The organism is Brucella sp. RRSP16, assembly GCF_052246815.1.
In the GTDB taxonomy this organism is placed as follows: Bacteria; Pseudomonadota; Alphaproteobacteria; order Rhizobiales; family Rhizobiaceae; genus Brucella; species Brucella intermedia.
The window spans coordinates 37380-58904 of sequence record NZ_JBQQAM010000012.1 but is presented as its reverse complement, the minus strand read 5'-3'; the positions used below and the strand labels follow the sequence as shown (position 1 = coordinate 58904).

Here is a 21525-nt window from a genome sequence, read left to right as displayed (position 1 = left end):
TCCATTGTGCGCAAGTGAAAAATTGTGCGGCGCTCGGGCTGCTGTGGGCAAACAGCTTTTCTCCGGACAGTCGAAGATGCATAAGAAGGAAAAGCGCCTGAGGGGTGAGATGTAATGAACCAGCCATTCGAACCTATTGTTCGTCGCAAATTGTCCGACGAAGTTTTTGATCGGCTCGAAAACATGATTACTTCCGGCGAGCTGGAGCCGGGAGACGAGATGCCGTCGGAACGCGTGCTGATGGAACGTTTCGGTGTCGGTCGCCCTGCAATTCGCGAGGCAATGCAGTCGCTCGCCAAAATGGGACTGGTGAGCATTTCACACGGCGAGCGTGCCAAGGTGTTGAAGCTGACTGCAAGATCGATTTTCCAGCAGGTAGACCCAACCGCAAAGATCATGCTTGCGCAGTCAATGGACACGCTGGAAGATTTGAAAAGCGCGCGCATTTTCTTCGAGCGCGGCATTGTTCGCGAGACCGCGCACAAAATTACCGAAACTGATGTCGCTGAACTGCGACAGATCATCGAACGGCAGCGGGAATCGCTCGGTGATGCAGACGCCTTTATCGCAGCCGATATGGAATTTCATGTCCGGATAGCCAGGATTTCCGGCAATCCCATTCTGGTGGCCGTGAGCGAAGCCATGCTTGCCTGGCTGAAGGAGTATCACACTCATATGCTTATCTGGACCGGCAAAGAGAAATATACGCTCGTGGAACACGAGGAGATATTGGATTGTCTGTCCGTCAAGGATGCAGACCGCGCTGAAGCTGCCATGCTTCGACATCTTGAACGGTCGCGTACACTTTACAAAAAGGAATAGAGCCTTCGCGAAGGATAGTGAGGGGTATTCGCAGCCCCTCAGCTGTCCGATTTCTCGAACCCGGCATAAATATCCGCTCTTGTTTGAGGCACAGCGGAAATACCGCGTTTGCGCTTCGAGGCCAGTGTCTGGTTGATTTGGACGGTGCCTCGCTCAAATGCCAGCGAACATCCCGCGAGATAGAGCAGCCAGAGACGCGCTTTCGGGTAACCTATTTCAGCGACGGCCTTATCGAAATGGCTATAGAGGCGCTCGCACCATAACCGACACGTCATGCCATAGTGTTCGCGAAGATTTTCGACGTCGTGGACTTCAAACCCGTATCCTTCGAGGTTTTCTACTGTCATGCCAAGATGATCGAGTTCCCCGCCAGGGAAAATATACTTCACCAGAGCCTTATGCTCTGCACTTTTACGTTTGAAGGATTTCTTGTCCTTTTTCATGCGCCGGGTGATTGCGTGATGCATGTAAAGCCCGCCGGGGCGCAGAAGTCGATGGACGGCGCTGAAATAGCTGTCGTAATTGGCGATTCCCACATGTTCGAACATTCCCACAGATGAAATCTTGTCGAACTGACCGTCAAGCTCTGCATAGGATTTGACGTGGATGGTAATCCTGTCTTCAAGTCCTGCCAGCTTGATCCTTTCTCGCGCCAGCGCCGTTTGGGCTTCCGATAACGAAACGCCGGTGCCGATGACACCAAAATTCTGCACAGCATAAATCAGGAGAGCGCCCCAACCGCACCCGATATCAAGAAGCCGGTCCCCCGGTTTCAATCGCAGTTTTCGGCAGATGAGCTCCAGCTTGTCCTTCTGTGCCTGGTCGATATCATTGGCCCAGTCCGTGAAGTAGCCGCATGTGTAAACCATTCGCTCATCGAGGAATAAACGGTAAAACTCGTTGGAGACGTCATAGTGATGCGTGATCGCCTCTTTGTTCGATCCGCTGACGAAAGGCTCCTTGCCGTCAAGAACATCGCGTCTATTGGGTTTACCAGCAAAAAGAAGAGCCGGGAGATCCTTCAGTAGCTGCCATTTTGGCAACTCCTTCAGCCTGTTCTTTACGCTCCCGTCGGTTTTGGCTTTGGCGAGATCGAAGATTGTACCATTGCTGATATCGACCCGACCTGAGGTCCATATCTCGATCAGTGAATCGTAATTCGGTTTGAGAAGGAGCTGCCGAACGATCGTCGGATCGTTGATCACCAGTGACGGACCGTCGAATGCGCCTATGCGCGTGCCGTCCCATAACTCCACATTGAACTGTGGGCGCAGCGTTTCAACAACTGTCCGAATGATGCGAACAGATCTGGCTTCAACGGTCATGCCATGCCTCTCTATTGAGGTTTCGGGCGGTGATCTTCCCGGGCTGACCCTAACCTAAGGTGCTTAGGATTGCAGTCATAAAATCGTGACGGTTACGACCATGCCTTCAGCGCGAACAGCAGTTGACATGCGGGATTGCCTGCATGTCGCGTTTAGGTCAAAACAGCGGGGTAACTTGCGATTCAGGAAAAAGAACAGCCGATGGTTAAACGTTCAAAGATAAGCCGATGGCTTGCAATATACTTGGTCGCTGGCTGTATCCTGAATTTTCCGCCCGAATTGCATGCGCAACAAGCCGCAGGTGCAGAGGTCTCAGTGGCCACTGAAGAGACATCGCACCATCCCGCACCGGCAACCGACACCTTTGGTCAGACGCAATTTGTTCTGAGCGGCGATCCCATCGTCCCTCCGCGCGATTATGCAAAAGGGTTGGAGATACCGAATCCTGACGCATATGATCCCAACGAGTCCGGCACTATTTTTGATATCGTTTATCGGGGCGTTGTCGATGGCAGGATGCATTTCGAAATCCGCGGTTACACCGCCAATGATCTGCAAACCCCGGATACGGGGCAGATGTTGGATTTCCCGGCTGACCAAAATTCCATCGAAATCAGAAATATCCGGATTGATGTAGAGGCTGCTGAACTGGGAAGCCTGACCTATAGGGCAAACAGGCTTTCTGACGGTACCGGTAAGTAGCCGGGGTATTGCAGCCGGCACTTGGATGGAGCTGTATCCGCCGAATGGTGCTTTTTGTTCATTCAATGCGGCGTTGTTGAGAAGTGTCTGACACGTTGAACTGTGAAACGATATAGAAACGGCAAGTACGAGCTTGTGATTCGAAGAGCCGAAATTGCTCCGCATTGGACCACGTTAAAAGGCAGAGGGCATGGAATTTCCCCGTGACATTGTAGATGCGGCCAGAAATTTGTGGCTCGAAGTCTCAGAGGCCAACGAAAGAATAGCACCTGTTGACGCAATCGCGCTTGCCATCCTCCGGGAAAGGCAGCGATGCGCGACGATTGCGCTCTGCGTGTTTGATGATGAAGAGTGGTCGGACGATTATCGCATGGCAGGCGGGTTGGCTGCGGATGCAATACTCGCAGGAAATGGCCAAGTTTCGGATTAGAGCGCTCGCATCGTCGTTGAAACTCATCGCGCACGGAAATGGATCGAATGGTAATCAAACATTCAGGGATAGGGGTCGTTTGCCTGCTTTCACTGGCAGCGGCGGGGTGCACGACATCGCCGCAGAATTATGCAGCCACCCTCTCATCTCAGGACCCCAAATGGCAGTCGCCGCAGTGCGAAGAAATTCGTGCTGAGGCTGTGAACTATGAGGCGAGAGAAACGAAGGCTTCCGATTTGACTCCAGGCCTGCTTATCGGTCCCTACGGGCTCGGCATTGCGGCAGCCATAAAAGAGAACGACGAGAAGCGCAGAAAATTGTTCGTTCGTGAGATGCATCTGCGCTGCTCGAGCTTGCCTCTTCCGAAGGAACTTGAAAACACCCAAAGCGAAACGAACCAGTCGAAACGGGCGGATACTTTTCGATAGATCGTTAGGCTCTGCAACCTGTCTCCGACTTAGTCACCCTCTTTAACAGTGAGATAAGATGTCCAAATTCGTCCCCGTAATTGCGTTGCATGGCGGCGCTGGAACCATTCTCAAGGCCAATATGACGCCAGAGAAGGAAGCGGCCTATCATGCCGGATTGCGTGAATGCCTGCAGGCGGGACTGGACGTCTTACGTAAGGGCGGCAAAGCTCTCGACGCTGTGACGGCCTCGGTGATTGCTCTGGAAGAGAATCCGCTCTTCAACGCTGGTCGCGGAGCTGTTTTCACGGCGGACGAAACGCATGAGATGGATGCAGCCATCATGGATGGCGCTACGCGCGCTTGTGGGGCAATTTCTGGAATTTGCGGCCCGCGCAATCCTGTTCTTGCGGCACGTGCGGTCATGGAAAAGACCGAACACGTATTTTTGGCAGGTGAAGGAGCAAAGCGTTTTTGCGAAGCAACTGGCCTGGAAATGATGGCTCCCGAATGGTTTTCGACAGAACAACGCCGCAAGGCATTGCATGACGAAATGGAACGTCGTCGCAGCGGCGCAGCCGACGATGGCGATCCAGCCCGCAAGCACGGCACGGTAGGCGCTGTAGCACTGGATGGCTTCGGACATCTGGCCGCAGCTACCTCCACGGGCGGTATGACTGGGAAGACGCCGGGACGCGTTGGCGACAGCCCGGTCATCGGCGCGGGAACCTGGGCGGACGACCAGACGGTTGCGCTTTCCGCCACGGGTCACGGAGAATATTTCATCCGCTGGGCGGTGGGCCATGAAATTGATGCACGGATGCGCTGGGCAGGGCAATCACTCGATGAAGCGGCTGGCACCGTTGTCCGTGAACTTGGCGAAATCGGGGGCTCTGGTGGTCTGGTTGCGGTAGACCGTAAAGGCAATCTCAGTTTGCCGTTCAACAGTCCGGGCATGTATCGCGCATGGTGCGGTACAGATGGTGAGATTCATACCGGCATTTATGGCCTGGATTGAATAACTCGCTGAGATCGCAGAGCTTGCTGGGGTTTTGCAAGTTCTGTTGTCTTGAAACGGTTGTTCATATCGTAAGGGACTATTCCATACGCCTTAAATCCCTTTCTGAAGATGCTGGCAACGTTTGCTTCGACACATTAACGGATCAGTATTATTCGATCTCCGGTGGGATAAGCCTATCAACGATATGACAGCGCATGGCAACCTATTCCAAATTGGAATGGCAAGTCTAAAATTGCATTGGCCAAAGCCTCAATTTGCTGCCTATAAATTTCAAACAACAAAATTGACAGTCAAGGGAGGATGCTCCTCAGCTTTTCTTTAAGCTTTCGAAAAAGCGAGAGATTAGCTTCGGGCAACTATGACTGGCGCGTCTTTCAAACATGCGCAAAAAATGGGGAAATAAATGACGGAAGCCAAGTGCGTTCCGGAGGGGAGGAATTACCCTTCTGACGAAAAGGCGCAGCTATTCAATGATATGGCACCTCAAAGCGGCGCCAGTGATGCGGTAAGTGCTGCGCAACCGACGCAGCAGTTCCGCTTGCCGGTCAGCGATCTGCATGCGCTTTCCGTTTTGGAATATGGTAATCCGAAAGGCATCCCAGCGGTCTTTCTGCACGGCGGTCCTGGTGCAGGCGTGTCAGCCAAGCAGGTAGCCAGTTTTGATCTTGATACCTATCGCGTCATCACCTTTGATCAGCGTGGTGCGGGTCGTTCCACCCCTGCCGCTGAAATTGCTGAAAACACCACACAGCATCTGATCATGGATATGGAAACCCTGCGTGAAAAGCTTGATGTCGAGCGCTGGCTCGTGGCGGGGGGCTCGTGGGGATCCTGTCTTGCGCTTGCTTATGGCCTGGCGTACCCGCAGCGTTGCCTCGGCTTTCGGCTGCACGGCATATTTCTCGGCGGGCAGGAAGATGTCGATTGGTGGTTCTATGGCTGTCGGGCTATTTTTCCAGACCACTGGCAGAAATTTGCCGAATTCGTGCCGGCAAGCGAACGCAGCGATCTACTTACCGCTTATTATAAGCGGCTAACCTCTGGAAATCCGCTACAAGAACAGGAGGCCGCCCGGAGCCTGCGAGGATTTTCGGCACGTACACAAACTTTCGAACCGAACACGGACCATGTTTCCAAACTTTTGAAGCCGGAAGCGGCTTTGTCTGTATCACGCATTTTTACCCATTATTGCGTCAACCGGGCTTTTCTTCCAGACAATTATCTCCTCGATAACATCGATCGTATCCGACACCTTCCCGCTGAAATTGTGCAGGCGCGCTACGATACTGTCACTCCGATGATGACGGCGTGGAAACTCAAGGAAGCTTGGCCAGAGGCGAATTTCACCATCGTCACGCTTGCTAATCATCAGTCGACAATCGGCCCGATGGCAGATGCACTGTCAGCCGCATCAGCCCGGCTGGCGAGACAATTGACCTAAGCCCACACTGCAATGCCTGGAATTGAGGACAGTTCGATGTTCGATACAAGAACCGCCGAGACATCGCTTTCGATGACGCACTACATCGATATCTGCAAGGCAGTAAAGCCAGCCGTCTCGCCGGATGGTGAGCTTCTGGTTTATCTTAGCGATGAAAGCGGCACGGCGCAGGTCTGGGCGCGCCCGCTCGCGGGCGGCAGGCCACGCCAGATTACCAACCTACCAGAACCGGTCGGCAATCTTGCATTCAATCCGAAGAGCCGTGATCTGCTCATAACCACCGACTGGGGTGGTGATGAGCGTCACCAGCTGTGGCTGATCGAAAACGCCGAAGGAGAACCGCGTCTCCTCACCACTGATACGACGGTGGTGCACGCCTGGGGCTGTTGGTCGCCGGATGGAACGCAGATCGCCTATGGCGCCAATTATCGCGACCGTTCGCATATGGACATTTATGTGATGACCGTTGCCACGGGCGAGACCAAATGTGTCTACAAAGGTGCCGGCTGGCGCACGCCCGCCGCCTTTGCGCCCGATGGCAAGTCGCTTCTGGTCAATGATTGCCAGCGTGCCATGACGGATCAGGATTTTTGCCGTCTCGATCTCGAAACAGGCGCTTATGAGAACATCCTGCCACATGAGGGCCGGGCGCGCTATCAGGCTCCGAAATTCTTCAAGGACGGTTCCGGCATTCTCTTGATTGCCGATCAGGAACGTGAGTATCTCTCGGTTATGGTCAAGCCGCACGGTGTGGCAACGCTGACAGAACTTGCCGCTTTCGAAGGGCGAGATGTCGAAGCGCTCGCAATCTCACCTGACCAGAACGCGATAGCACTCGTCGTGAACCGTCAGGGCTGGAACGATGTGGTTCTGATCGGCCGTGACGGAGTCGTACGGAAACAGCTAGAGATGCCGGTTGCAGCGGTCGTCGCTTCGATGGCCTGGACGCCTGACGGCACGTCGCTGATCATGCCAGTGGAAGGCGCCACGATGTCGGGCGATATCTGGCGCTGCGATGTTGAAAGCGGTGTTTTCACGCGTCTGACGGACGTGCCGAAGGCTAAGGTGAAACTGCCAGCCTTTGTGGAACCCACGGTAACGAGCGTCGCAAGTTTTGATGGTCTGGAAATCCCCTATTTCGTCTACAAGCCGGAACGTGCAGCCGGCCCTGATGGTTATCCGGTGATGGTCATCGTACATGGTGGCCCCGAAGCACAGTGGAAGCCGGACTTCCGGGCTGACATTCAGTATATGCTGGCGCGGGGCATAATGGTCATCGCGCCCAATATTCGCGGCAGCACTGGCTATGGCCGCGCCTATCAGCACCTCGATGACCGTGAGCTGCGTATGGACAGCGTAGCCGATCTCAAGGCGGTGCGCATGGAGGTCGGGGCACGCGATGATGTGGACGAGAGCCGCATCGGTGTGTTCGGCCGTTCCTATGGCGGGTTCATGGTCCTATCAGCCATGACGGAATATCCAGATTTGTGGAAGCTGGGCGTCGAATATTACGGGATCGCGAATTTCCTCACCCTGCTGCAGACCACGGGACCTTGGCGCAAGGAATTGCGTGCAATCGAATATGGCGATGCCGAAACCATGCGGGATCAACTGGAGCGGTTCTCACCCATCAATCGGATCGGCAACATCGCCGCGCCATTGATGATCGCGCACGGCCTGGAGGACCCGCGCGTCACGCCATGCGAGAGCGAAATGGTCTATTCGTGCCTCCGCGGTCTCGGCAAACCTGTCGAATATCTGCGCGTTCCGCATGAAGGCCATGGCTTTGCACGCATTGAAAATCGCCGTCGTGTTTTTGGCGCGCTTGCCCGTTTCATCGACGAGAATCTTTAGAAGTATTGTGGGGAGAATACGCCGTGAAGAATGGTGAAGAGATCTGGGATCTTGTGGACGCGAAGAAGGCTGATTTTGAAGCCTTGAGTGATCGAGTCTGGGGCATGCCGGAGATTGCTTATACCGAATATCGGTCCTGTGCCGAGCATACTGAAATGCTGAAGGAACAGGGGTTCCGTATTGCCGAGAACGTGGCTGGCATTCCCACCGCCGTGATGGGCGAGGCCGGTGAGGGCGGACCAGTCATCGCAATCTTGGGCGAATACGATGCTCTTCCGGGCCTCAGCCAGGAAGCCGGTATTGCGGAACCGCGTCCGATCCCCGGTACGGGACACGGCCATGGCTGCGGCCACAACCTTCTGGGTTCCGCTGCCATTCTGGCCGCGACGGCGGTCAAGGACTGGCTGGAACAGACCGGCAAGAAAGGCCGTGTACGCTATTACGGTTGCCCAGCAGAAGAAGGCGGCGCGGCCAAGTCGTTCATGGCGCGCGCTGGCGCTTTCGACGATGTCGACATCGCCATCTGCTGGCATCCGGCTTCGTTCACACAGGTGGATGACGCACAGTCGCTCGCCAATACGCGCATGGATTTCGAATTCACCGGACGAGCCTCCCACGCCGCCGCGGCACCGCATCTGGGGCGTTCGGCTCTGGATGCGGTGGAGTTGATGAGTGTCGGCTGCAATTATCTGCGAGAACACATCCCTTCTGATTGCCGTCTTCACTATGCCTATCTCAATGCGGGCGGCGTCGCGCCAAATGTCGTGCAGGCCAAGGCCAAGGTGCGCTATGCCATTCGTGCTACCGACTTGCCGGGCATGTTCGCCCTCAATGAACGGGTGAAGAAGGTTGCCCAAGGCGCTGCGATGATGACGGAGACGACCGTCGACATTTCCATCATGAGCGCTGTCTCGAACCTCCTGGGCAACACGCCGCTCGAAATCGCGATGCATTCGAACATGGAGCGCCTGGGTGGTGTGCCGTTCGATGATGCGGACCGTGCGTTTGCCGCCAAGATTCAGGCAACCTTGTCGAAGGAAGACATAGAAACTGATTATCTACGCGTTGGCCAACCGCTGGCGGAAAATGAACCGCTTTGCGACTACGTCTTGCCGCGCGAGCAGAAAGGTGTGCCGATGATCGGTTCCACTGATCTGGGTGATGTGAGCTGGGTCGTGCCAACCGTTCAGGCGCGCGTGGCAACGCATGCGATCGGTTCGCCCGGTCATTCGTGGCAGATCACCGCTCAAGGCAAAATGCCGGCCGCGCATAAGGGCATGGTCTATGCCGCCAAGGTGATGGCGGGCACGGCGCTAGATGTTCTTCAGAACGAGAAAATCCTGAGCGACGCCAAAGCTGATCACAAGGCCCGCACGGCAAAGACACCCTACACTTGCCCGATCCCACCTGAAGTCAATCCACCACTTCAGCCGCGTCCGGCAGATTAAACGGCTGAATGATTGCACTTGGTGCTGCGCGTCCGCGCGCAGCACATTTGAAAATGCCCAACCATAAAAAGGGGACAACAATGCAAAGACAGAAGACATCCATCCTGCGTTGCACGACAGCACTTGCGCTTGCCACCGGTATGGGCGCTGCGCTGTTCACGGCTGAAGCCGCCTCACCGCCGAATGCGCTTGTCATGGCATGGAACATCGACGCTATCAGCACTTTTGATCCCGCGCAGATCGGCGAGGCCGCTACCAACGAGATCATCCAGAATATCTGTGACCCGATGGTGGATTTTGATCCGGCTGACGAAACCAAGATCGTGCCACAACTCGCCAAGAGCTGGGATGTCTCACAGGACGGCCTGCAGATCACGTTCCACATGCGCGATGATCTGAAGTTCGACAATGGCGACAGGGCGACGGCAGGCGATATGGCATGGTCGCTCCAGCGCGCGGTCAAGCTCGGTTTCGGTAATGCCGCGACGCTGACGGAATACGGTTTCACCAAGGAGAATGTGGACCAGACCATCTCGGCACCGGACGACAATACGGTGGTTTTCAAGCTCGACAAGCCCTATCCGGTCAACCTCATCCTGGCAGCGATTGCAGCCAACCGGGTAGCCAGCCTTCTTAATCAGAAAGTGTTGATGGAAAACCAGGTCGATAATGACATGGGCAACAAATACCTGGCCACTCGGTCGGAATGCGTTGGCCCCTACAAGCTGATGCGATGGAACCCCGCGGAAGTGGTAATACTTCAGGCGACCGATAATTACTGGGGAGAAGCACCGAAGCTCAAGCAGGTATTGATCCGCCATGTTTCGGAAGCGGGAACTCAACGGCTGCTGCTTGAAAAAGGTGACATCGACATTGCTCGTGATCTGACGCCAGAGGACCTGCGCGATCTCGAAACCCAGGACAAGGTGACCGCCTCACGCTCGTTGAAGCCCTCGCTATTCTACTGGAACTTCAACAATGCCGATCCGATCTTTGCCAACGAGAAGGTGCGCCTCGCGATGCGCTATCTCATTGACTACGAAGGTCTCGGCAAGACGGTAATCAACAATGTCGGCGTGCCGCGTGCGAGCTTCGTGCAGCTCGGTGCTTTCGGCGCGCTGGATGAGAAGGAAGGACAGCCCTTCAAACTTGACGTTGAAAAGGCCCGCGAACTGCTGAAGGAAGCCGGTTACGAGAAGGGCTTCGAGACGACGATGTTTATCAGTACCGCGCCTTATGCAGCTCCGATTGCTCAGAGCATTCAGGACGCAGCCGCCAAGGTGGGTGTAAAAATCAAGATTGAGCGCATGGCCAATGCGCAATTGTTCAGCCGTATCCGGGGCCGCGAGTTCCAAACCTCGCTGATGGGCTGGCAGACTACCGTGCCGGATGCGCATGGCAATGCTTCGCGCCAGATTTTCAATCCCGACAACCGGGCTGAAGCCAAGCAGACCATGTATCCGAGTTGGCGTGCGAGCTATTTCAACGAGGCCGTCAACAAAAAGGTCGACGCAGCCTTGTTCGAGAAGGACGAGGCCAAGCGCAAGCAGATGTATATCGATCTGCAGAGAGAGATGATGGAGAAGGGCCCCCACGCCTTCATCTTCCAAATCTACAATGTTGCGGGCGTCAACAAGGCCATGAAGAATTGGAGCTGGAACGGCTTCCGCGTCTATTACGATCTGGCCGCAAAGTAAGGCGAATGGCGTTACCGGCGACTTTCTGGCAGTCGCCGGGCGTCTACTTCGATTTGATGGATGTCCGTATGGCCGCTTGTGGTTCGCAATGTGATCCCGGCCTGGTGTCCCGTTTCTCTCTTTCGGGAGTTTTCAGATGACGACGCACGAAATCATGGAAGACGTCGAGGAGGCCGACCGCGACAGGGAAGCCGGTCCGGTACTTCAGTACCTCGCCGCCACAGCGCGCCTGATTGTTTCAGTGGTGATTACGCTTCTGGGACTGATCACGCTGACCTTTTTCATCAGCCGCCTTTTGCCACTCGATCCGGTCATCGCCATGCTGGGGGACAATGTTTCTCAGGAAGCCTATGACACGATGTATCGTAAGCTGGGTCTTGATCAGCCGTTGATCGTGCAATACGGCCTATACCTCAAGAATGCGCTGATGTTCGATTTCGGCAATGCGTTGACTTCCGGCCGCCCGGTACTGGAAGATATTGCGCGCGTCTTCCCCGCCACCATCGAACTGGCGACTGTGGCAATCGTCATTGGTACCGCGCTTGGCATTCCGCTTGGTGTCTCCTCAGCCATGTATCGCAATTCGCCGCTTGACCATGCCGTTCGCATGGTCAGTCTGCTCGGCTATTCAACGCCAAACTTCTGGCTCGGCTTGATGGCGCTGCTGATCTTCTACGCCACGCTAGGTTGGATCGGTGGTCCGGGACGGATAGATTTCATCTACGAATACTCCGTCGAGCCGACGACCGGTTTCCTGCTTGTGGATAGTGCAATGCAGGGGCAGTGGGATGCATTTTGGAACGCCGTAAGCCATATCATCATGCCAGCCCTGATACTCGCGTTTGGCTCAATGGCTTACATCAGCCGCATGACGCGCGGCTTCATGATCGAGCAGCTCAATCAGGAATATATCATCACTGCGCGCGTCAAGGGATTGTCCTGGGCGCGCACGGTCTGGGGCCACGCATTTCGCAATGTCGCGGTTCAGGTCGTTACAGTCGTGGCACTGTCTTATGCCTTCCTGCTGGAAGGGGCGGTGCTGACCGAGACCGTGTTCGCATGGCCAGGCTTCGGGCGTTACCTCACCAATGCGCTTCTGGCAGGCGACATGAACGCGGTTGTCGGCTGTACTCTTATTGTCGGCATTCTGTTCGTCGGTATCAACCTGATCAGCGATCTCCTGTATCGCGTTTTCGATCCCCGCACCCGATAGGAAATTGCCGATGGACACGCACAACAGCACATCGCCAACTTCCGGTTCCCTGCGGGCCTGGCTGACCGCCTCCGTACCTACTTCTGCCTTTCAGGCCAATATTCAGCAGTTGCGCCGTTCCTGGTTCAAGCTGTTGGCCAACACATCCGCCGTCTTCGGCCTAGCAGTAATCGTGCTTTTGGTGTTGATCGCCATTTTTGCACCTTTGATCGCCACGCACGATATCGGAGCCAACAATCTCGCGAACCGCCTTCAACCACCGTCCTGGGAGCACTTCTTTGGCACGGACGAACTGGGTCGCGATATTTTCAGCCGGCTCGTCTATGGTTCGCGCATCACGCTTTACATCGTGACGCTGACTGCCATCATTGCGGCACCCATAGGTCTCATCGTCGGCACCACTGCCGGCTATATGGGCGGCTGGGTCGATACGGCACTCATGCGCATAGTCGACATCTTCCTTGCCTTTCCCAGTCTGGTACTGGCGCTAGCCTTCGCTGCGGCACTTGGGCCAGGCATTGAAAATGCGGTTATCGCCATCTCGCTCGCCGCCTGGCCACCGATAGCGCGCCTTGCCCGTGCCGAAACACTGACCATTCGCTCGTCCGATTACGTCGCCGCGATACGTCTGCAGGGGGCTTCTACCATGCGGGTGATCGCTAAGCATGTCGTGCCAATGTGCATTCCCTCGGTGGTGATCCGCATCACACTCAACATGTCTTCGATCATTCTCACAGCCGCTGGTCTTGGCTTTCTCGGCCTAGGTGCGCAGCCGCCAAGCCCTGAATGGGGCGCGATGCTCTCCAGTGGGCGGGAATTCATGATGACCTCGTGGTGGCTTGCCGCCGTTCCCGGCACCGCAATCCTGCTCGCCAGCCTCGCCTTCAACCTTTTCGGTGATGGTTTGCGCGATGTGCTCGACCCCAGAAACGGATAAGATCAATGACAGAACCATTGCTTGAAGTTGACGATCTTTGGGTGTCTTTTCCGGGTGCTGACCGCAACATCGATGTTGTTCGTGGTATCAGTTTTTCCGTTGGTCGCGAAAAGGTTGGCATTGTGGGCGAATCCGGCTCCGGCAAATCGATGACCGGGCGCTCGATTCTCAAACTAACGCCAAAGGCGGCACAAATCCGCGCCAAGAGCCTGCGTTTCGGCGAGATTGACCTGCTGTCTGCCAGCGAACGCCAGATGCGTAGCGTGCGTGGCAACCGCATTTCAATGATCCTCCAGGACCCAAAATATTCACTCAATCCGCTGATCCGTATCGGTGATCAGATTATGGAAGCTTATCGGCTCCATCATCGAGTGAAATCGACAGAGGCGCGACAAAAGACGATTGCCATGCTGGAGGCTGTGCACATTCGCGATCCTGAACGTGTCATGCGTCTGTTCCCGCACGAGATTTCCGGCGGTATGGGGCAGCGTGTGATGATCGCGATGATGTTGATCCCCGAACCGGACATGATCATTGCGGACGAGCCGACCTCGGCCCTCGACGTGACGGTGCGGCGCCAGGTTTTGACAGTTCTCGATGAACTGGTAAGCCGTTCAGGTACCGGGCTGATGTTTATCAGCCATGATCTCAATCTGGTGGCGGATTTCTGTGACCGGGTATTGGTCATGTATGCGGGGCGCATCATGGAAGATCTGCCAGCCAAGGAACTGCACAAGGCGCGCCACCCCTATACACAGGCGCTGCTGGCGAGCCTTCCTCGGCTGGACCAGCCGGTCGATATGCTGAAGGTGCCGGAACGGGAGAAGAGCTGGCTCACCGAGCCGACGTTGGTTGGAGGAGTTTCATGACACATGCAGCCAACTCTCCATTCGTGGATGTTTTGGACCTTTCCATCAGTTTTGGCAAAGGGCGCAAGCGCGCCACAGTTGTCAGGAAGGCGCAATTTCATATCGAGCGCGGCGAAGCCTATGGGCTGATCGGCGAATCTGGTTGTGGCAAGTCCACAATCCTGCGCGCTCTCGCAGGTCTCATTCCGCACTATCAAGGAGACTTTTTCTTTGACGGACAAAGAATGGGCGGCGAGCGCGATAAAGTGTTTTTCCGTCGTGTTCAGATGGTCTTCCAAGACCCCTATGCCTCACTGCACCCGCGCAAGCAGGTACACAAGGTGCTGGCGGAATCGCTTGCTATTCACGGCATGGATCGCAGGGACGAGCGCATTCGTGACGTATTGCAAGCGGTCGGTCTCGGTCCAAGCTTTCTCTATCGCTATCCGCATGAACTGTCTGGCGGTCAACGCCAGCGCGTCGCGATAGCGCGTGCGCTTATCATCGAGCCGGATGTACTGCTTCTCGATGAACCGACATCTGCGCTCGATGTTTCGGTGCAGGCGGAAATCCTCAATCTGCTCAAAGTGCTGCGCCGGGAACGCAATCTCACCTACCTGATGGTTTCGCACGATCTCGCTGTGGTGGCGCATATCTGCCAGCGCGTCGGGGTCATGCATAAGGGTATCATTCTGGAAGAACTGACGGCGGACGATCTTCGTCACTCACGCGCCAAGGCCAAATACACGCAGGAATTTCTGCAGGCTAGCGTGGAAGCTGTCGCACATAATTAAGCTAGGGAAGTACGAATATGAACTATCATTCGGTAGCCAATCCTGGACCGGAATGGGAACGCTTGCAGAATCCTGCTGCAGCGGGTTGGTCGGTGGCTGGACTTCGTGCTGTTGGTTCTTGCGCGGATCAACAGGAAACCGACGCGTTGATGGTCGTTCAAGGTAACAAGATCGTCTACACCTATGGCGACATCACACACAAATATCTCTGCCACTCCATTCGCAAGAGTATCCTTGCCGCACTGATGGGGCAGGATGTGGCCGATGGAACCATCGATCTTAGCCTGACGCTGGAGCAGCTGGGCATTGACGACAATGAAGGCTTGAGCGAAGTCGAGAAGCAGGCAACGGTTTATGATCTCCTGACCGCGCGTTCGGGCATCTATCATCCTGCGGGCTACGAGACGCCCTGGATGCGGATGATCAAGGAAAAGCGCCACTCCCATGCGCCAGGAACCTTCTGGTGTTATAACAACTGGGATTTCAATGCGCTTGGAACTATTTTCGAACAGCTTACGGGCAGGACCGTGCATCAGGCTTTCGATGAACGTATCGCTAAACCGCTCGGGCTTGAGGATTTCAGGTTGGACGGCGAAAAACCGGATGGTTGGCATGATCGATTTACGGAAAGCCAGCATGCCGCTTACCCGTTCCGTCTGTCCACACGTGATCTAGCTCGCTTCGGCCAGCTTTATCTGCGCAATGGTCGCTGGAATGGTGCATTCGTTCTACCTGAAGGCTGGGCGCAGGAGTGTGTGATGCCTTATTCTCATGCCGGTGCCCGCGGGGCCTATGGCTATATGTGGTGGCTGGAGCGTGACGGCGTCTTCTTCCCCGGTGTGGTTACACCGAAAGGCAGCTATGCAGGCTTCGGTGCGGGCGGTCACTTCTGTATCGTATTGCCCGCGCTCGACATGGTGATTGTGCATCGAGTGGATACCGATGTTGCTGGCCGGCAGCTGAACCGGCACAAGTTCGGGCGTCTCCTGAAACTCATTCTTGATGCTTTTCAGGGGTAACGTCATGCAGCGGGAGGAGATGACGGTCGCGCTCGCGATAGCTTCAGCTTGTGCAAAGCCGATTACAAGCATCGATGCACGAAAACTGGCGTGCGACGCCATATTGGATACGTTGGCCTGCATGGTGGCCGGTCGCGGCGACGACAGCACGAAAAGCGTTGCTAAAGCCTTTGCAGAGTTCAGCGCCGGTGGAACTGCCTTGTCGGTTACGGGGGGGACAGGCAGCCCGATGTTTGCTGCACTGGTCAACGGTACAGCAGCGCACGCACTGGATTTTGATGATAATTTCCTGCCCGGCATGAGCCATGCTTCGGCAGTGATAGTCCCTGCCATCGTGGCGCTGGCCGATTTGGATAAAACAACGGGGCGTCGCTTGATTGACGCCTATCTGGCCGGGTTGCAGGCGCAGGCGCTGGTGGGCGAGGGTTTGGGACAGGCACATTACACAGCTGGCTGGCATGGGACATCCACTGTGGGGAGCATCGGGACGGCTGTCGCGACTGCCCATATGCTTGGTCTCGATATTACGGCGACGGCACAGGCGATAACCATCGCTGCCAGTTTTGCATCCGGTACCAAGGGCCAGTTCGGTACACTGATCAAGCCGTTTCATGCGGGTATGGCCGCGCGTAATGCGGTTGAGGCCGCGTTGCTCGCAAAAGCCGGAATGCAGGCACGGCACGATATTTTGGAAGGTGAGCAGGGAATTCGTGAGCTATTTGCAGGGGATCCACGTCTCGGCTGGAATATCGAAGCCATCCTCTCCGATAAGCCGCATGTCATTGAAACGGTCGGTGTCATGCCGAAACGGCATCCTTGCTGTGGGTCCACCCATATGATTGTCGATGCACTGCTTGATCTTAAGAGAGAGCACCGATTTGATGCCGAGGATATTTTGGCTGTAGATACATTGGTCGGGATCGCGAACTATCGCAACCTCGCCTACACGCAGCCGGTCGACCAGATGCAGGCACGCTTCTCCATGCAATATTGCGTCGCACGCGCTCTGCGGCAGGGATACCTCACGCTCGCAGATTTCACCCCGGAGGCCGTGGATACTTTCCGACATGATCCACTGATCAATGCTATTACCATGCGCAGCTATTCAGGAGAAGAAGAACGGGCATCCGCGGAAAAACTGCCGCACGTCGTAACTGTTACACTGAAAAACGGTGGTGTATTGCAAGGGGCTCGTAGCTTCGCCGTTGGTACCCTGCAGCAACCGTTCAGCGTCGATGACCGTGCGCGAAAATTCCTCGATTGTTGCGCGACAATTCCTGCCGCCGATCGGATCTATAGGGATCTGGGCGATCTGGACGATAAAGAGAACCTGAAAACTATTGCAGCGCTTTTCCCCCGGCTCTGATGTTTTAACCGGACGCAGGACTTCCGGCGTCGTGGCCATTTTTCTGGGCAACCAGTTGCGAGGCACGGCGCCAGAGGAGTTCGGCCTGCTTGTTCCTGAATTGGGGTGTTCGGTAAACGCGGATATCAATCAACAGATCGGTGTCGGTTTCACCGGCGCGGACCAGCACGCCACGCTTGAGTTCATCATCGACAAGGCTTTCCGGTATCCATGCAACACCATGTCCGGAAACCGCCATTGCCTTGAGCGCAACAGACATTCCGTTTTCATAAACCGTGTTCAATTCGAACCCATGTTTCTCAAACAGCCAGGGCAATGCGAGAGAAAAGAACGAGTTGCCACGATAGCTGAGAAAGTCGATCGGCAACGACTTTTCCTTAAGGCTATGAAGGGCTTGTCCATTCGGGGCAGGAGCGGAGACGGGGATGACCCTTTCGGTGCCAAGCGCCAGAAATGGATAACCACTGAGATCATCCATCTGCGGAACTGCCGGATGCGCATAAGTCAGGAAGAAGTCGCAATGTCCGCTGACAAGCGTGGAAATATTTCCGACGAATGATGAATGCGGATCGGCAAATCGAGCGCGGAATGACACGCCGGCGGCTTCAATCTGCGCCATCCAGTGCGGAAAGAACGTGAGTGACAGCGTATTGAGTGTAGCAAAAGAAATGATTTCCCACGATGCGCTATAACCATCGCTGACGGTCTTACGGGCGGTAAGCAGCATTTCAAGAGCATCATGTGCTCGCGGAAGAAAACATTCTCCCGCCTTCGTCAAGCCAATAGGATTCGAAGAGCGATCGATTAGGGGTAGACCAATCCAGTCCTCCAGTTGCTTGATGCGTTTGCTGAGGGCGGACTGTGTAATATTGCGGTCACCTGCCGCGCGGGAATAGCTCCTGTGCTCTGCAAGACTGACGAAATCTTCAAGCCATTTCAGTTCCATAGTCTGCACCGATGCATCAGATAAGCAAAAGTTTCCAACCTCATCTATAACGCGAACTGATTGGATTGAGGTAGACTTCATCTGATGTTTTCGATCAAACAGTGATCTGGATGATAGCGGGCCGCATGCTCTTCTACATCGTATCGCGGACGCGCTCCCACGCTTTCGTCAAATGGCGCCTCAGCACCTCGGAGAGCCGTTCCGCATCGCGGGCTTCGAGAGCCGTGATCATTTCTTCATGCTCGGAGACGGCTGCGGCCCATTTCTCCGCGCCCTCATGCCCCACAAAGCGGATGCGCTTCAACCGCGTCTGCAGCATCTGGTGAATATCCGCAAGCGTTGGATTTCTGGCAAGACGGACAATGGCCAGATGTATTTGCTGGTTGAGCTTGTAATATTGCAGGCGGTCAGCGTGCTTGTAACGCTCGATCATTTCATCATGCAGTGCTCGAACTTCTCCGATTTCCCGGTCGGTCGCCAGTTCGCAGGCAAGTTTTCCAGCAAGCTCTTCCAAGGCGCGCAGGACTGTAAGCATGTCCTTTACATCGGCCGCACTGAACCGTTTCACAACGGCGCCGCGGCTTGGAACAAGTTCCACCAGACCTTCGCTGGCCAGATACTTGATCGCCTCACGCAGTGGCGTGCGCGACACCCCCAGCTGTTCGCCAAGCTGACCTTCATGCAGGCGGGTGCCCGGTTCCAGCTGCCCTTCGATGATCATATCGCGCAGATGGTTGACGAGCATATCGTGCAAAGCAGTGCGGCGAAACGCCTGTGAGCCGTTATCGGACTGCTCGGTTTTCTGAATTTCGTCCATCGACCATTTTTCTCAAAGAGTGAGCTCGAATCCCATCTCACCGTCTGATGCGAAGATGGCTGGCCTGCTCTCAACCGTCAATATAAAATGCTGCATACAGAATACAAAATGCTTGCGCCCCCACTAAGAGTGACTTATGCATGCTGCATACAGAATGCAGACGAGGAGGATGCTAATGACTGCCACTGGCGCTGAACCGAGCGTGATTGCGCTTGCAATGGGGGATCCAGCCGGTATCAGTCCCGAGCTGACGGCACGTCTTCTGGCCCTGCCGGATGTCAAGAAAGAAGCGCATCTCATCGTTTTCGGGGACCGTCGTATTCTCGATGAAGGGGCCCGCGTCGCAGGTGTCGAACTTGATCTGCAGGATGCCAATATCGAAAATGCGCCTGGCATGCCGGTGGGCAGGCATGTGTTCGTCGACCTGGAGAATCTCGATCCGAAGGATGTCGTGCGTGGCGAGGCCACACTGGTTGGAGGAACTTTCGCGACCCACAACTTCCGCACCGCATTGAAGTTTGCCGAGGCAGGTCACGCGCAGGCCGTTTGCTTCACGCCTTTCAACAAGCAAGCCATGCGGTTTGCATATCCAGGCTACGACGACGAAATCCGCTTTGTTGCCGATGTGCTGAGCTTCACGGGCAAGGTGCGTGAATTCAACGTTCTGGAGAAGGTTTGGAATGCGCGCGTAACGTCGCATATTCCGCTCAAGGACGTAGCCTCGACCCTGACTGTCGAAGGAATTCTGGCTGAGCTCGAACTGGCTTGGGCCTGCCTGAAAAAGGCGGGATATGACAACCCGAAGATTGCAGTAGCCGGGCTCAATCCGCATGCCGGTGACGGAGGCAGCTTTGGGATGGAAGAAATCGACATCATTGAGCCGGCGGTAAAGGCTGCCAAGGCCAAGGGGTTCGATGTGGATGGGCCCTTTCCGGCGGACACGGTGTTCCTGCGTGCCCTCAAGGATGGCTTCCAGGCGGTGCTGACAATGTATCACGACCAGGGGCAGATTGCGATGAAGCTGATGGGCTTCGACAAGGGCGTGACGATGATGGGCGGACTGCCATTTCCGCTTTGCACGCCTGCCCACGGCACAGCCTATGATATTGCCGGGAAGGGGATTGCGGATGTGGGAGCTACGCGCGAAGCGATCCTGCTTGCCGCACGGATGGCGAAAAGAGCCAAAGCGCTTCCGAGCGCTGCCTGATTGCTGACATTTTGATGCTATCGGCATGGGGGGAGGCCCATGCCGTTTAACTGGGAGGATAGACCATGAAGAAGTCTTTGCGCATTGCATGCCTCGCCGCAGGGGCGGCGGTAGTTGCCTCGTCTGTGCACGCATTCGAGCCGACGCGTCCTGTGGAATTTGTCGTAACCGCCGGACCGGGCGGGGGAACTGATATTTTCGCGCGCACAATCCAGTCGATCATCGGCAAGTATGACCTGATGAGCGCGCCAATCGTCGTCACGAACAAGGGGAGTGCGGGCGGAGCCGAAGGCTTTGTCTATACTGCTGGTTACAAGGGTGATCCGTACAAGCTCGCTTTCGGCACCAACAACGCCTATCTTTTGCCGGTGCGCGCCAAGGTTCCTTACAAATCGGACGATTTGATACCCGTTTCAGCCCTTGCCGCCGACGAGTTCATCCTTTGGGTCAGCGGAAAATCTGATTTCAAGACCGCCGCAGAGTTTATCGCCAAGGCGAAGGATGACGCGGGTATGAAGGTTGGTGGAAGCCAGTCCAAGGACGTTGACCAGATTCTTACATCCATGATCAACGATGCCACCGGCTCGAAACTCGGCTACATTCCGTTCAAAAGCGGTGGTGAAGCGGCCGTCCAGCTCGCAGGAGAGCACATCGCCGCCAATGTGAACAATCCGAGCGAAAATCTCGGTCAATGGCAGGCCGGGATGGTAAAGCCCCTTTGTGTCTTCAAGAGCGAAAAGCTCAAGGGGGAGGGAAAGGTGGCTGGCGATATGGGATGGAGCGACATTCCGACCTGCATGGAAGCGGGGATCGCAATCGAAAATTACTCCATGCCGCGCACGGTGTGGCTGCCAGCCGGATGCCGGTTACTTTCCGTTCTATATCGGCCTGCTTATCCTGTTCGGAAGTGCGGTTAATCTCGTTGTGGCATTTGTAAAACATCGCGGTAGCGGAGAAATCTTCGTTGAACTCTCCCGGCTGAAACCGGTTCTCGGTTTCGCTGTGCCGCTGGTTGCCTTCGCTGCCATATCGACGGTTCTCGGTCTTTATATCGGCACCGCACTCTACATCGCTGGAGCGATGATGTTTCAGGGGCGCTACAAGTGGTGGGCTTCATTGCCAGCCGGCATTGCCGTTTCCCTCTTCTTTTTCGTCATTTTTGAAATCGGCTTCAAGGTTCCACTCCTTAAAGGTCCGGTCGAGGCTTTCTTCGGGATTTATTAATACCGGA

19 protein-coding genes and 2 pseudogenes are annotated in these 21525 nt (G+C 55.4%); 18 read left to right on the top strand and 3 right to left on the bottom strand.

What is annotated here, in order from left to right; genetic code table 11:
- The first annotated feature begins 114 nt into the window (after positions 1-114).
- Positions 115-822 (top strand): transcriptional regulator NanR, encoded by a 708-nt coding sequence (locus ACS5UA_RS18275; protein ID WP_443101582.1) that lies wholly within the window; start codon positions 115-117, stop codon positions 820-822.
- A 38-nt stretch (positions 823-860) separates the two neighbouring features.
- Here the strand turns inward: ACS5UA_RS18275 and ACS5UA_RS18270 are convergent, their stop codons facing one another.
- Positions 861-2147 (bottom strand): class I SAM-dependent methyltransferase, encoded by a 1287-nt coding sequence (locus ACS5UA_RS18270; protein WP_443101581.1) that lies wholly within the window; start codon positions 2145-2147, stop codon positions 861-863.
- Positions 2148-2348: 201 nt separating this feature from the next.
- On the opposite strand from ACS5UA_RS18270, the gene ACS5UA_RS18265 reads away from it, so the two are divergent.
- The 14 genes from ACS5UA_RS18265 (at position 2349) to ACS5UA_RS18200 (ending at position 17324) form a co-directional block, all read left to right on the top strand.
- Positions 2349-2849 (top strand): hypothetical protein, encoded by a 501-nt coding sequence (locus ACS5UA_RS18265; protein ID WP_443101580.1) that lies wholly within the window; start codon positions 2349-2351, stop codon positions 2847-2849.
- A 190-nt stretch (positions 2850-3039) separates the two neighbouring features.
- Positions 3040-3279, top strand: a complete 240-nt coding sequence (locus ACS5UA_RS18260) for a hypothetical protein (RefSeq protein ID WP_443101579.1) — start codon at positions 3040-3042, stop codon at positions 3277-3279.
- A gap of 47 nt (positions 3280-3326) precedes the next feature.
- Positions 3327-3707, top strand: coding sequence for a hypothetical protein (locus ACS5UA_RS18255; RefSeq protein ID WP_443101578.1), 381 nt, complete (start codon positions 3327-3329; stop codon positions 3705-3707).
- A 58-nt stretch (positions 3708-3765) separates the two neighbouring features.
- The gene (locus ACS5UA_RS18250) at positions 3766-4704 is read left to right on the top strand and encodes an isoaspartyl peptidase/L-asparaginase family protein (protein WP_443101577.1); all 939 of its coding nucleotides are present in this window, start codon (positions 3766-3768) and stop codon (positions 4702-4704) included.
- 406 nt (positions 4705-5110) lie between these two features.
- Positions 5111-6148 carry a prolyl aminopeptidase gene (gene pip, locus ACS5UA_RS18245; protein WP_443101576.1) on the top strand — a complete coding sequence of 346 codons (1038 nt, stop codon included), beginning with the start codon at positions 5111-5113 and terminating at the stop codon, positions 6146-6148.
- Between the two features lie 36 nt (positions 6149-6184).
- On the top strand, positions 6185-8002 hold the full coding sequence (locus ACS5UA_RS18240) for a prolyl oligopeptidase family serine peptidase (RefSeq protein ID WP_443101575.1): 1818 nt from the start codon (positions 6185-6187) through the stop codon (positions 8000-8002).
- Positions 8003-8025: 23 nt separating this feature from the next.
- The gene (locus tag ACS5UA_RS18235; protein WP_443101574.1) at positions 8026-9450 is read left to right on the top strand and encodes a M20 family metallopeptidase; all 1425 of its coding nucleotides are present in this window, start codon (positions 8026-8028) and stop codon (positions 9448-9450) included.
- Between the two features lie 80 nt (positions 9451-9530).
- Positions 9531-11147, top strand: a complete 1617-nt coding sequence (locus ACS5UA_RS18230; RefSeq protein ID WP_039853591.1) for an ABC transporter substrate-binding protein — start codon at positions 9531-9533, stop codon at positions 11145-11147.
- A 136-nt stretch (positions 11148-11283) separates the two neighbouring features.
- Positions 11284-12360 carry an ABC transporter permease gene (locus ACS5UA_RS18225; protein ID WP_443101573.1) on the top strand — a complete coding sequence of 359 codons (1077 nt, stop codon included), beginning with the start codon at positions 11284-11286 and terminating at the stop codon, positions 12358-12360.
- A 10-nt stretch (positions 12361-12370) separates the two neighbouring features.
- Positions 12371-13297, top strand: coding sequence for a nickel transporter permease (nikC, locus tag ACS5UA_RS18220; RefSeq protein ID WP_443101572.1), 927 nt, complete (start codon positions 12371-12373; stop codon positions 13295-13297).
- Between the two features lie 5 nt (positions 13298-13302).
- Positions 13303-14166 carry an ABC transporter ATP-binding protein gene (locus ACS5UA_RS18215; RefSeq protein ID WP_443101571.1) on the top strand — a complete coding sequence of 288 codons (864 nt, stop codon included), beginning with the start codon at positions 13303-13305 and terminating at the stop codon, positions 14164-14166.
- Complete coding sequence (locus tag ACS5UA_RS18210) at positions 14163-14939, top strand: ABC transporter ATP-binding protein (protein ID WP_443101570.1); 777 nt, start codon at positions 14163-14165, stop codon at positions 14937-14939. Before ACS5UA_RS18215 ends, ACS5UA_RS18210 begins: the two co-directional genes overlap by 4 nt.
- Positions 14940-14956: 17 nt before the next feature.
- Complete coding sequence (locus ACS5UA_RS18205; RefSeq protein ID WP_443101569.1) at positions 14957-15958, top strand: serine hydrolase domain-containing protein; 1002 nt, start codon at positions 14957-14959, stop codon at positions 15956-15958.
- A 4-nt stretch (positions 15959-15962) separates the two neighbouring features.
- Positions 15963-17324 carry an MmgE/PrpD family protein gene (locus ACS5UA_RS18200; protein ID WP_443101568.1) on the top strand — a complete coding sequence of 454 codons (1362 nt, stop codon included), beginning with the start codon at positions 15963-15965 and terminating at the stop codon, positions 17322-17324.
- 4 nt (positions 17325-17328) lie between these two features.
- Here ACS5UA_RS18200 and ACS5UA_RS18195 read toward each other — a convergent pair whose 3' ends face one another.
- Together ACS5UA_RS18195 and ACS5UA_RS18190 are read right to left on the bottom strand one after the other, a co-directional pair.
- Positions 17329-18351, bottom strand: coding sequence for a LysR family transcriptional regulator (locus ACS5UA_RS18195; RefSeq protein ID WP_006470126.1), 1023 nt, complete (start codon positions 18349-18351; stop codon positions 17329-17331).
- Positions 18352-18403: 52 nt separating this feature from the next.
- Positions 18404-19087: a GntR family transcriptional regulator gene (locus ACS5UA_RS18190; protein WP_443101567.1), complete on the bottom strand. Its 684-nt coding sequence runs from the start codon at positions 19085-19087 to the stop codon at positions 18404-18406.
- A gap of 175 nt (positions 19088-19262) precedes the next feature.
- On the opposite strand from ACS5UA_RS18190, the gene ACS5UA_RS18185 reads away from it, so the two are divergent.
- From ACS5UA_RS18185 to ACS5UA_RS18175, 3 genes and pseudogenes are all read left to right on the top strand, one after another.
- Positions 19263-20294, top strand: coding sequence for a 4-hydroxythreonine-4-phosphate dehydrogenase PdxA (locus ACS5UA_RS18185; RefSeq protein ID WP_443101566.1), 1032 nt, complete (start codon positions 19263-19265; stop codon positions 20292-20294).
- Between the two features lie 65 nt (positions 20295-20359).
- Positions 20360-21154, top strand: a pseudogene (locus ACS5UA_RS18180) (tripartite tricarboxylate transporter substrate binding protein); the annotation flags it as partial.
- A pseudogene (locus tag ACS5UA_RS18175) lies at positions 21150-21518 on the top strand (tripartite tricarboxylate transporter TctB family protein); the annotation flags it as partial. The pseudogenes ACS5UA_RS18180 and ACS5UA_RS18175, both read left to right, overlap by 5 nt.
- Positions 21519-21525 lie beyond the last annotated feature (7 nt).

Bases quoted from the DNA above. Each gene is read 5' to 3' on its own strand.
- ACS5UA_RS18210 (WP_443101570.1), top strand. From the start codon at position 14,163: ATGACACATGCAGCCAACTCTCCATTCGTGGATGTTTTGGACCTTTCC.
- ACS5UA_RS18205 (WP_443101569.1), top strand. From the start codon at position 14,957: ATGAACTATCATTCGGTAGCCAATCCTGGACCGGAATGGGAACGCTTG.
- ACS5UA_RS18185 (WP_443101566.1), top strand. From the start codon at position 19,263: ATGACTGCCACTGGCGCTGAACCGAGCGTGATTGCGCTTGCAATGGGG.
- ACS5UA_RS18250 (WP_443101577.1), top strand. From the start codon at position 3,766: ATGTCCAAATTCGTCCCCGTAATTGCGTTGCATGGCGGCGCTGGAACC.
- ACS5UA_RS18200 (WP_443101568.1), top strand. From the start codon at position 15,963: ATGCAGCGGGAGGAGATGACGGTCGCGCTCGCGATAGCTTCAGCTTGT.
- ACS5UA_RS18275 (WP_443101582.1), top strand. From the start codon at position 115: ATGAACCAGCCATTCGAACCTATTGTTCGTCGCAAATTGTCCGACGAA.
- ACS5UA_RS18255 (WP_443101578.1), top strand. From the start codon at position 3,327: ATGGTAATCAAACATTCAGGGATAGGGGTCGTTTGCCTGCTTTCACTG.
- nikC (WP_443101572.1), top strand. From the start codon at position 12,371: ATGGACACGCACAACAGCACATCGCCAACTTCCGGTTCCCTGCGGGCC.
- ACS5UA_RS18270 (WP_443101581.1), bottom strand. From the start codon at position 2,147: ATGACCGTTGAAGCCAGATCTGTTCGCATCATTCGGACAGTTGTTGAA.
- ACS5UA_RS18215 (WP_443101571.1), top strand. From the start codon at position 13,303: ATGACAGAACCATTGCTTGAAGTTGACGATCTTTGGGTGTCTTTTCCG.
- ACS5UA_RS18260 (WP_443101579.1), top strand. From the start codon at position 3,040: ATGGAATTTCCCCGTGACATTGTAGATGCGGCCAGAAATTTGTGGCTC.
- ACS5UA_RS18240 (WP_443101575.1), top strand. From the start codon at position 6,185: ATGTTCGATACAAGAACCGCCGAGACATCGCTTTCGATGACGCACTAC.
- ACS5UA_RS18225 (WP_443101573.1), top strand. From the start codon at position 11,284: ATGACGACGCACGAAATCATGGAAGACGTCGAGGAGGCCGACCGCGAC.
- ACS5UA_RS18265 (WP_443101580.1), top strand. From the start codon at position 2,349: ATGGTTAAACGTTCAAAGATAAGCCGATGGCTTGCAATATACTTGGTC.
- ACS5UA_RS18190 (WP_443101567.1), bottom strand. From the start codon at position 19,087: ATGGACGAAATTCAGAAAACCGAGCAGTCCGATAACGGCTCACAGGCG.
- ACS5UA_RS18230 (WP_039853591.1), top strand. From the start codon at position 9,531: ATGCAAAGACAGAAGACATCCATCCTGCGTTGCACGACAGCACTTGCG.
- ACS5UA_RS18195 (WP_006470126.1), bottom strand. From the start codon at position 18,351: ATGAAGTCTACCTCAATCCAATCAGTTCGCGTTATAGATGAGGTTGGA.
- pip (WP_443101576.1), top strand. From the start codon at position 5,111: ATGACGGAAGCCAAGTGCGTTCCGGAGGGGAGGAATTACCCTTCTGAC.